The organism is Microbulbifer agarilyticus S89 (genome assembly GCF_000220505.1).
Taxonomy (GTDB): domain Bacteria; phylum Pseudomonadota; class Gammaproteobacteria; order Pseudomonadales; family Cellvibrionaceae; genus Microbulbifer; species Microbulbifer agarilyticus_B.
Map to the genome: position 1 here is coordinate 1 of NZ_AFPJ01000017.1, position 10871 is coordinate 10871.

The window sequence follows — 10871 nt, forward strand, 5'->3', positions numbered from 1 at the left end:
CGTGGAGTCGCTCAGTGACGACGAAAAGCGCGCGCTGTTTCCCTACCTGTTTGCTGCACAGGGATGAGAAGCTAGTCCGCCGCTGCGCCCCTATCGTCACGCAAGCAGGTAAACGCCTGGTACTGAGTAAAAAAGATCTGCCCGGAAATCTCTTCCACAAAACCACTCTGTTGCAGGTTGTCCATCACCGGTCCTTTTACTTCCGACAGGTGCAGGCAAATACCCGCCTCTGCCAGCTGGGTATTCACCGATTCCAAGGTTTCCAACGCGCTCCAGTCTATCTCGTTCACCGCACTGCACATCAGCACCACATGGCGGATCTCCGGGTTGGCCGCCACATCCGCATAGACGCGCTCTTCCAGAAATGCGGCATTGGAAAACATCAGGCTTTCATCGACCCGGATCGTGAGTACCTGCGGCAGGGTGACGACATTGTGACGCTTGATATTGCGGAAGTGCTCGGTACCTTCCACCAAGCCTACCTCGGCAATATGCGGTTTGGAGGTGCGGTACAGGAACAAAACAATGGATGCCACCACACCGCAGGAAACCCCTGCCTCAACGCCAAACAGCAGGGTGACCACGATCGTTATCAGCACGGCAACAAAATCGCTCGGCGAAAAGCGCCAGGTTTTACGCAGAATGGAAAAGTCCACCAGCGAGAGCACCGCCACGATAATGGTTGCAGCGAGCGTTGCCTTCGGTAGGTAATAGAGAAATGGCGTCAGGAACATGGCCGCCAGTGCGATGCCGATCGCGGTGAATACGCTCGCCATTTGGGTTTCAGCACCCGCGTCGAAATTCACCACCGAGCGGGAGAAACCGCCGGTAACCGGAAACCCGCCGGAAATACCGGACGCGACATTCGCGGCCCCCAACCCCACCAGTTCCTGGTTCATATCGATCTTTTGTCGCCGGCGCGCGGCGAGCGTCTTGGCGACGGAAACCGATTCCACGTAGCCGATGATGGAAATCATCACCGCAGGCAACCAGAGCTGCTCAACCAGATCCACAGAGAATGCGGGCCAGCTGAAGCTGGGTAAACCGCCGGGAATATTCCCTACCAGCGCCACGCCCTGTGCTTCCAGATCCAGCCCCGCCACCATCAGAATGGTGACGATCACCCCCACCACCGGGGCCGCCTTCACCAGCAACCCTACCGTGCTTTGCGACACGCCGAGAGACTGGAACAGCGATACCGCCCCACGACGAGACCAGAACAGGAACAGCAGCACCCCCGCCCCCAGCGCCAAAGTCGTGAGGTGAATCTCACCCACAGAGGCAGACATGGAATGCAGTAGCGCCGGCAAATTATCGCCCTGCGCCGATATACCCATCAGGTGCTTTAACTGACTGAATGCGATGAGTACGCCGGACGCGGTAATAAAACCAGCGATTACCGGGTGGGACAGGAAGTTGGCCAGAAAACCCAGCCGCAATACGCCAAGCAAAAGCAGGAACAGGCCGGATAACGTTGCCAGTAGTATCGCCGCAGCCAAATATTCAGCGCTACTTTGCGCACCCACCTGCCCCAGTGCGGTGGCACTCATCAGCGAAGCAACGGCGACGGGGCCCACCGACAAAGTGCGGCTGCTGCCAAACAAGGCATAGGCAATGAGCGGTGCAATGCTCGCATACAGCCCCACCTCCGCAGGCAGGCCAGCCAACAGTGCATAGGCCAGGGATTGCGGAATCAGCATTACGGTGACAATCACCCCCGCCAGTAAATCCCTATGTAACTGTACAAGGGAGTAACCAGGAAGCCATTGGGCGGCGGGCAGCCACCGCTTAGTAGGTGACCAGAACACCGCTGACATCAAAGCCGGCATTTTTTGCCGCTTGCTGCAATTGTTTTCTGTCCGCACCATTTATGCAGCCAGCGGCAGCCCACAAGTTACAGGCGCGATTGCCGGTACGGCAAAAGGCATGCACTTTTTTACCGCTCGCGAGCAGTTTGGCGAACTCCTCGCAGTGTGCGGGCTGCATCTGGCCGCGGGAGAAAGGGATGGCGAGGAACTGCATCCCAGCGTCAGTCACCGCCCGATCCAGTTCGTCATAGGTCGGGATGTCCTCTGATTCGTGCTCGGGACGGTTGCACACCACAACTTCTACACCGGCTTTGGCGAGCTGCGCCATGTCATCCAGTGCCGGCTCCGCGGATACAGATACCTGTTCATTCAGTTGTTTAAGATCCATTAGTCACTACCTCCCAAACTCACAATTTGTTAATCGGCACCTTGAGATACACGGTGCCGTTGTCTTCCGCAGGTGGCATTTCACCCGCGCGAATATTGACTTGAATCGACGGCAAAATTAGCCGCGGCATCGCCAGGGTAGCGTCGCGCTCGGTACGCATTGTCACGAAGTCCGCTTCACTCACGCCCTGATGCAGATGGATATTGCTGCGCTTCTGCGCACCCACCGTGGTTTCGTATTCATGCGCGCGACTCCCATTGGGTGGGTAGTCGTGACACATAAACATGCGTGTCTCTTCGGGAAGCGCCAGCAGTTTTTGCACCGACTGATACAGCGCATGTGCGTCCCCGCCCGGAAAGTCACAGCGGGCGCTGCCCACATCCGGCAAGAACAAGGTGTCGCCGACAAACAGCGCATCGCCAATCAACCACGCCATATCCGCCGGGGTGTGCCCCGGTACGTAGATGACCTCGCCCTTGAGATCGCCAATGGTGAAGGTATCGCCATCGTGAAACAGATGGTCAAACTGGGAACCGTCCGCAAGGAATTCTCGCTCCAGGTTGAATACTTCCCGGAAGATCCCCTGCACCTGGCGGATGTGGTCACCAATGGCGATCTTGCCGCCCAGCTGCTCGCGAATAAACGGTGCGGCTGACAAGTGGTCGGCATGGGCATGGGTTTCCAGAATCCACTCCACACTCAGGTCTTTGCCCTGCACGAACTCAACGATCTTGCTCGCCCCATCGGTACTGGTGCGCCCCGAGGCATTATCGAAGTCGAGTACCGCGTCGATCACTGCCGCACTGCCGCCGTCCCGGTCATAGATCACATAGCTCCACGTCTCCGAGTCCGGGTCGAGAAAAGCCTGCACGAGCGGTCGAACAGCCATATCGGTCATTGGCACACCTCATATACATTTATCGAATAAAATAATAACAAATGAGAATATAGCTTCCAACAATATATATTTCAATATATTATCTCTTGCGTAATTGATCGCAGCCTGTCGCTTTGAAAGCAAGAAACTAGAGACACCCATGCCGGATACCAGTGATCTACAGCTCGACAAGATGCGCGATGCTGCCAGCCAGGCGTCAGCGCTGCTGCGCTCTCTTGGCAATCAGGATCGACTGCTGCTGTTGTGCCAGCTGAGTCAGGAAGAGCTGTGTGTTGGAGATATCGAAGAGCGGCTAGGCATCCACCAACCGAGCCTGTCGCAACAGCTCGGGGTATTGCGCAGAGACAGGCTGGTCACAACACGCAGGGAAGGCAAACGCGTCTACTACCAAGTGGCCGATGCCAAGGTCCTGACCCTCCTCCAAACCCTCTATCAACTGTATTGCGCGGAGTAACACGCCACCATGAACATCGACTGGAATGCATTTACCCCCGGGAGCGCCCTCGCCGGCGGCCTGCTGATCGGCTTGGCCAGTGCCTGGCTCATCCTGATGAACGGCCGTGTGGCAGGTATTTCTGGAATTTTAGGCGGACTGCTGAATAACGAAGGCAGCAACCGCGGCTGGCAGCTTGCCTTTATTCTCGGCCTGCTCGCCGGCCCCGGGGTTTGGGCGCTGTTTCATGTGCTGCCCGCGATTGAAATCCGCGCCAGCTACCCGGTGCTGATTGCCGCAGGCCTCCTCGTAGGTATTGGCACCCGCTATGCCGCGGGCTGTACCAGCGGGCACGGCGTCTGCGGTTTGTCGCGGCTATCCCCAAGGTCACTCGCGGCCACCATGACCTTTATGTTTGGCGGCTTTGCCACCGTCTACGTTGTCCGCCACCTGCTGGGAGCCTGAGACCATGAATAAAGCGACCTTTTCTGCATTTATCGCCGGTCTGATTTTCAGCTTCGGCTTACTGCTTTCCGGGATGGCCAATCCGGAGAAAGTCCTCGGCTTCCTCGATTTATTCGGCGCCTGGGATCCCTCACTGATGCTGGTGATGGGCGGTGCTATCGCCGTGGGCCTACCCACGTTCGCGCTCGCAAAAAAGCGCCAATCCGCGGTGCTCGGCGGGCCCATGCAACTGCCAGGCAAGCGCGCACTCGACAAGCGCCTGGTACTGGGGAGCCTCGCGTTTGGCATCGGCTGGGGCCTCGCCGGCTTCTGTCCGGGGCCCGGTATTGTGGCCAGCGGTGCGCTGCAGCCGGGAGCTCTGGCATTTACCCTGGCGATGGTCACTGGAATGCTCGGATTCCGACTGCTGGAGCGCCGTAGCAATTGACCTCACTGCGGGGAGCCCGCGCTCCCCGCTATTTCGCTTAGTCTTTATTTAAGCCCTCACTTAAGCCCCCCACTTAGCCTCCCGTTGCCCCCACGGAATAATCCAGAGGCTATCCTGATGAGACTCATCCGGCCTCTGGACCACAACTGCACAAGTGATGCGGGCATACCGACTCATACCAAAATGGCTTAGACGTTACCGCCGCCAGTGGCTGCTCCGCGACCTGACGGCAGCCCTGGTCTCCGGTATGTTGCTTGTCCCCCAGGGGCTGGCCTACGCGCTGCTGGCCGGCTTGCCGCCGCATGTTGGCCTGTACGCCAGCCTGGTGCCTTTGATCGCGTACGCGGTGTTCGGCAGCAGTAGCGCGATGGCGATTGGTCCCGCCGCTGTACTCTCCCTGATGACGGTAACCGCCCTGTCTCCCATTGCCGCTATTGGCAGCCCCGAGTACGTAACGGCGGCCATCACCCTCACCCTGTTAAGCGGCCTTTTTCTTTTCCTGATGGGGCTGTTCAAGATGGGCGCGCTGTCCAACCTGCTCAGCCACCCGGTGATCAGCGGCTTCGTGTCGGGTGCGGCGGCGCTCATTATCGTCGGCCAACTCCCCGCCATACTGGGCATAAAAGTTGATGGGGAAACCGCCTCGATCAAGTTGATTCATATCATTGAGCACCTGCCGGATGCGCACCTGCTCACCATGGGTTTTGGGGTTGCCGCAGCGGCCATCATGATTGCCACACGCCTGTGGTTACCGATGGCACTTTTTCGGCTCGGCGCCCCGAAGCAGGTTGCCCGGCTCGCCGCTAGATTGATCCCCATGCTCCTGGTGCTGGCGGCCATCGCCCTGGTGCATGAATTCAAGCTACAGGAGGAGCTCGACATTGTGGGCGATATACCCGCAGGGCTGCCGGAGGTTGTCGTACCCGAATGGAACTGGAGCTTGTCCTATCGCCTGCTGTTACCCGCGCTGATTATCGCGTTGCTGACCTTTGTTGAGAGTCTGTCTATCGCCCAGGCCGTAGCCGCGCGACGCGGTGAGCGCCTGAGTGCGGACGGCGAGCTGCTCGGCCTGGGTGCCGCCAATATCACCAGCAGCCTGTCTGGTGGCTTGCCAGTGGCGGGCAGTTTCTCGCGCACGGCGGTGAATGCCGAGGCCGGCGCCGCCTCCCCCCTGGCCGGCGTTCTGGCCGGACTGATGATGATTCCAGTACTGCTCTACTTCACCGGTATATTCAGCGAGCTGCCACTCACCGTACTCGCGGCAATCATCATTGTGGCCGCGGCGAGCCTGTTCGACTTTCGCGGGTTTATCCATAACTGGCGCTACGACCGTACCGATGGGGTAGCGATGTTCTGTACTTTCGCCGGAGTACTGTTATTTGGTGTTGAGGCGGGTATCGCCTTGGGTATCGGCCTGTCGTTCGCCACCCTGATCTGGCGCAGCAGCAGACCGCACATCGCGGTGGTGGGACGGGTTCCGGGTACCGAACACTTTCGCAACGTATTGCGCCACAATGTGGAAACCCAGAAAGACATCCTGTTTTTACGCATTGATGAGAGCCTGTTTTTCAGCAATATCAGTGCGGTGGAAGACCGCCTGCTGAGCGAACTGAAGCGACACCCGGACACCCGCGACCTGGTATTGATTCTGTCGTCAGTCAGCCGTATTGATGGCACCGCCCTGGAACGCCTGCACCAGATCAACAAAGACCTGAGGAGCCGCGACATTCGCCTGCACATGGCCGAGGTGAAAAGCCCCGTGCTGGACCGCCTGAGCCGCTCCAAGCTGTTGGAGAAACTGACCGGTCGTATCTTTCTTTCGTCGTACATCGCCGAGCTGGCTCTGCGGCATGGGGAAGAGGAACCACCGCCGACCAGCGAGACCACATAAAGCCCTGTACCCCTCCAAACTATACTGGCAATATATACAGTATTCAGATTGCATGTTTCAGGCGGTACAGAGTTCTTATGTCAGGCAAAGAGTCCAATCTCACGGAAGAGCAGCAGGCTATTGCCAACCATGCTGGCGGGCACGCCAAGATTATCGCCGTGGCCGGCTCCGGAAAAACCACGGCCCTGCTGCACTACATCAAGAACCGCATCGGTGCCGGCATAGACCCCCGGCGTATCCTGGTGGTGATGTACAACCGCAGCGCGCGCGAGGATTTCAGCCTGCGTGTGCAGACGCTGTGCGGCCAGAACAGTCCTGCGGTAAATACCTTTCACAGCCTGGGCTACCGCCTCTACCAGCGCATGATGGCCGCAGGCCAGCTGCCACAAACCAACCTTTCTCCCCTGCCACAGTCACTGGTGCAGTTACAGGTCTGGAAATCCATCGAAGCCTGTGCGCCACCGGCAGACCTGGAAGATATTCGCGCGCGCAAACAGTCGGAGACGGAAGCCGCAGAATTTTTTATCGACTTTACCAAAACCACACTCGATGGCGACCTCAGTGCCTTCGAACGACTCAAACTCGGCGATGAATACCGCTATTTCCTCAAGGTATTCCGCCACTTTGAAGACTGGCGACGGGAACAGAAAGCGGTTACCTATGCAGACCTGCTGTATGACCCGGCACTGCAGCTGAAGCTGAACCCGGAAATGGCCGAAGCCTACGGCAGCCACTATGAAGACCTGCTGGTTGATGAGTACCAGGACATCAACGAAGTGCAGCATTTTCTGTTGCGGATACTGTATGGCAAGTCCGGCAATGTGATTGCCATTGGCGACCCGGACCAGACCATTTACGAATGGCGTGGTTCGCGCCCGGAGTTCCTGTTGCGCCTGTTTGATGGGGATTTCCCCCCGTCCAATGTATACCGCCTGAGCCGCACCTTCCGCTATGGGCACACACTGTCGCTGGCGGCCAACCACTTTATCCAGAACAACCGGGAAAGAGCGGACATTCTCTGTGTATCGGGCAACGCGCAAGCGGAGACGAGCATCCAGCAAGTCACCGCAGCCAACGAAGGCAAATGGCTGGTGGAGCATCTCCGCCGCTGCCACCTGAGTGGTGACGATCTCGGGGAAATCGCCATCCTGGTGCGCCTCTGGTCTCTCGCGGCACCACTGGAACTGGCACTGCTGGCCAACAACATTCCTTACCGTTCGGGCAATCGCAATACGGTGCTCTCCCGTCGCGAGCTGCGGCCGCTGTTCTGGAGCTTGAACATAGCCTCCGGGCGTTTCCGCGAACTGCCCCGCGCCCGACGCGCCAAAGGCCTGTATGAGTGGCTTACCGCGCCCCATGTACGTATAGCGCGTGCGGTGCTGGAGCCCCTGTGCGAACAGCTATCCCGGCAGGAAAAAGGCTGGGGAGATACGCTGCTGACCCTGATACCGGAATCGCTCAGCCAACCCCAGAGCAAGCGCCTGCGGCAACGGGCCGAGCTACTAAAGCAGGTGGAACATTGGCGCGGTATGGCCGGCGAGCTGGTGCGGCGGCAATTGGGTGAACTGGACTTTCTAAGTGGAATTGCGGAAGACGCCTTCAACCGCCAGCAGGCGGAGGAAAAACAGCAGACGATCATTGCCTTCGTCCAGTATTTGGACCAACTGAAACTGCCGCCACAAGAGGCCCTGGCCCACCTGCAGCAGCTACAGGAACAACACCAGAGGGAAAGCAGCAATGATGGCAACGAAGAAGGCAGCGGTGCGAGCGACAAGAGCCAGGACGGCAACGGAGAGGGCACCCGGAAAGGCGGGGTGATTCAGATCACCACCATGCATCAGGCCAAAGGACTGGAGTGGGATCAGGTGATCATTCCATCCCTCACCACGCACAATATGCCCTATCAGCCACAGCGGGACTTCACCACGCCAGCGTCGATCGAAAGCGAGCGCCGCTTGATGTATGTCGCCATGACCCGTGCGCGTAAAAACTTGTTTTTGCTGGCACCGCCAACGGAAAGCAACAGCAAGAGAGCGGCGGGTAACGCGGCAGACAGCGAGCAACAACCGTCGGTATTTTTGCAGGAAATGCACTTACCACTGTGTGATATTTTGGGAAGAGCCCTGCGTGAACGCCCCCAAAATATACACGCGCAAGTACCGGTTACCCGGTTGGCTTTACGCTACCTGGAAACCTGCGAGTACAATCCGGAAATCAATGCGCCGCGGGCAACCATTAAGAAACCCGCGGTGGGTGAAGGGATAAAACACCAAAAATTGGGCTACGGCAGAATCACAAAGTGGGAGGACTCCCGCGTGGAAATCCTGTTCAGTGACCGCAAGACCCGGCGCTTTGACTGGGATAAAGTGTCACAGTACCTGTGTTAATCACGCACCGGCGAAAAAGACTAACGCTTAGTTTTATTAGCTAGCCTTAGTTTTGCTGGCTTCCACTAGTTGTCGTGCGAGCAAACTGCTGGCTCACGTTGAAAAACAGCGGGTACTCCTCGCCGGACTCCAGGTCACGCACCTGCATTTTGTCGTAGACACCCTGCTTGTCATAGACAATGGACTGATCCAGCACCTGCAATCCCTTGAGGCGAATGTAGCCGCGCAATTCGGATGTACTGATGGTCTGCAGCGCGCTCGCCTGGCTTTTGCCGTCGCCGCTATTTTCGATCGACGTCATCAAGCCTTCCACCATGTAGCGATGCAAGTCTTCCCGCTCCAACTCGCCGGCCTGGCCACTACATAAGACACCAATCATATGAGCCTCAAGACTCATGTAGTTGTAGGCGAGTACTTTATCGACATTGCGCAGACAGTCGGAAAAATCTGCCTGCTCCACCGAGCTGTATGCCTCCGGTAAACCATCCAGCTTCATACCGCCGTAAGGGTTGTACTCGGAGGATTTTACATACGCCATACGCAAACGATCAAAATCCAGGGTAAAACTCAGCTGCCGCGCCTCTTCCAGCAACATGCGGTATTCACTCTGGGTTTGTGCGCGCAACGGAGGTGCACCGGTACTTTGCTCCACCTGCTGGCCGCTACAGGCCGCCAACAACACAGAAACGCCAAAGGCGCACCCCAAGCGGACCCAAAACAAACTTTTTGCAAACATAAACGAACACACTTCAGGTCGAGGACTCATCATCCGAGGCTTCCGTAGCGGGTCTCACCCGCAATCCAAATAAACGTTTTTGCTGGGTTTCCACCAGTTGATTGCGCGGGCGCAGGAATTCCCTCAGGGTATCCTGCTCCCACATGGCATCCTGATAGCCTAACTCGATCAACTCGCCGAGATAAGGCTTTTCAAACAGCAGGTAACTGGCCGCCGAGGCGCCGCCTCCGGAGGTAGTGGCACCGGTGGAGCGAAACAACCAGCGCAGGGCCGGTGGCAGATAGCGTACCTTGCGCCCGGCGATTCGATCCAGGCTTTGGCTGGGTTCAATCACTGCCGACTCTACCGCCCGCAATGGCGCAAGCCCCGCTAGGGATTCGTCTTCCACCGACTTGAGCAGGAGGTTCACCCGATCCAAATGCTCCAGATCCCCTTCCAGGCTATCAATAAAGGCCGCGTTAAACAGGTGCCCACCAATTTGCGCGATAGACGGCGAATGTTTGGGAGCCTTGCGACGCTTGCCCCAATGCACCGGCGAGCGGTTATCCGATACCCCCACCACAAACACACGACTGGCGCCGAGATGTAACGCGGGGCTGATCGGCGCCAACTGGCGCACCGCACCGTCGCCAAAGTATTCGTCACCAATTTTTACCGATGGAAACAGCGTGGGAATCGCCGCCGAGGCCATCAAATGTTCGATTTTAAGGAGGGTGCGCTCGCCACAACGACGGAATCTGCGCCACTCCTTCAGATCCTCGCGCCCCTGAAAAAAACTCACCGACTGCCCTTCGCTATAGGACATTGCGTTTACACTCACCGCGCGCAGGTGCCCGGCATCGATATTGCGCTGAATATTACCAAACGGCACCACCTCACTGACCAGGTCATGCAGGGGCCGGTTGTCCAAAAGTGCCAGGGGCTTGTTGCGCGCCACGCCATAGTTAAACAGGGAGCCGGTAATCGTCAGCATATTGCCCAGCAGGCTGGTCCAGTTGCTGCGATATATCTGGTCGACGGTGAGCCCCATCCACAAATCATACAGACGCGCCACCGCCTCTTTGAAGGTACCGGGATGGGTGGCCAAAACCAGCGCATTGACTGCGCCTGCGGAGGTGCCACAGATGATCTTGAAGGGGTGCGGCTCGGATTCTGGCGCCAACTCGGCCAGTGCCTTGAGGACCCCCACCTGATATGCCGCGCGCGCTCCTCCACCGGAAAGGACCAGCGCGCCGGAATCCTGTGTGACTGGAGGAACGGGGTTATTCACCGACAAAGCTTGCTACCAGATCGAGAGAAGTTAGGAGTCTGCCTTTTCGACTGATCTTTTTTTGATCTAGCCGTCCTAATAAACATTATTGTGACTATTCAATACACCAGCTGAGGATAGCAGGCCGAGGACCACGAAGGAGCCGTAGAGAGAGGAATATGCGCGCAG

General features: G+C 57.7%; 10 protein-coding genes. 5 read left to right on the top strand and 5 right to left on the bottom strand.

Annotated features, from left to right (window positions below; translation table 11 throughout):
- Positions 1-71: 71 nt before the first annotated feature.
- Genes AS89_RS0105240 through AS89_RS0105250 form a run of 3 tightly spaced genes read right to left on the bottom strand, consistent with a single transcriptional unit; the run spans position 72 to position 3094 of the window.
- On the bottom strand, positions 72-1829 hold the full coding sequence (locus AS89_RS0105240; RefSeq protein WP_308736791.1) for a SulP family inorganic anion transporter: 1758 nt from the start codon (positions 1827-1829) through the stop codon (positions 72-74).
- Positions 1789-2196 (bottom strand): TIGR01244 family sulfur transferase, encoded by a 408-nt coding sequence (locus tag AS89_RS0105245; RefSeq protein ID WP_010131357.1) that lies wholly within the window; start codon positions 2194-2196, stop codon positions 1789-1791. Before AS89_RS0105245 ends, AS89_RS0105240 begins: the two co-directional genes overlap by 41 nt.
- Before the next feature lie 19 nt (positions 2197-2215).
- Complete coding sequence (locus AS89_RS0105250; RefSeq protein WP_010131359.1) at positions 2216-3094, bottom strand: MBL fold metallo-hydrolase; 879 nt, start codon at positions 3092-3094, stop codon at positions 2216-2218.
- Positions 3095-3233: 139 nt separating this feature from the next.
- Here AS89_RS0105250 and AS89_RS0105255 point away from each other — a divergent pair, with 139 nt between their 5' ends.
- From AS89_RS0105255 to AS89_RS0105275, 5 genes are all read left to right on the top strand, one after another.
- A complete protein-coding gene (locus AS89_RS0105255; protein ID WP_010131361.1) occupies positions 3234-3548 on the top strand; it encodes an ArsR/SmtB family transcription factor in 315 nt (104 codons plus the stop codon).
- Between the two features lie 9 nt (positions 3549-3557).
- The gene (locus AS89_RS0105260) at positions 3558-3992 is read left to right on the top strand and encodes a YeeE/YedE family protein (RefSeq protein WP_010131363.1); all 435 of its coding nucleotides are present in this window, start codon (positions 3558-3560) and stop codon (positions 3990-3992) included.
- Positions 3993-3996: 4 nt separating this feature from the next.
- Complete coding sequence (locus tag AS89_RS0105265; protein WP_010131364.1) at positions 3997-4419, top strand: DUF6691 family protein; 423 nt, start codon at positions 3997-3999, stop codon at positions 4417-4419.
- A 157-nt stretch (positions 4420-4576) separates the two neighbouring features.
- Positions 4577-6310: a SulP family inorganic anion transporter gene (locus AS89_RS0105270; protein WP_033230003.1), complete on the top strand. Its 1734-nt coding sequence runs from the start codon at positions 4577-4579 to the stop codon at positions 6308-6310.
- A gap of 77 nt (positions 6311-6387) precedes the next feature.
- Positions 6388-8697, top strand: coding sequence for an ATP-dependent helicase (locus tag AS89_RS0105275; protein ID WP_010131367.1), 2310 nt, complete (start codon positions 6388-6390; stop codon positions 8695-8697).
- A gap of 46 nt (positions 8698-8743) precedes the next feature.
- Here AS89_RS0105275 and AS89_RS0105280 read toward each other — a convergent pair whose 3' ends face one another.
- Together AS89_RS0105280 and AS89_RS0105285 are read right to left on the bottom strand one after the other, a co-directional pair.
- Entirely contained in the window at positions 8744-9433 is a 690-nt protein-coding gene (locus AS89_RS0105280; protein WP_010131369.1) for a DUF4919 domain-containing protein, read from the bottom strand.
- Between the two features lie 13 nt (positions 9434-9446).
- Positions 9447-10709: a patatin-like phospholipase family protein gene (locus AS89_RS0105285; protein ID WP_373419105.1), complete on the bottom strand. Its 1263-nt coding sequence runs from the start codon at positions 10707-10709 to the stop codon at positions 9447-9449.
- Positions 10710-10871 lie beyond the last annotated feature (162 nt).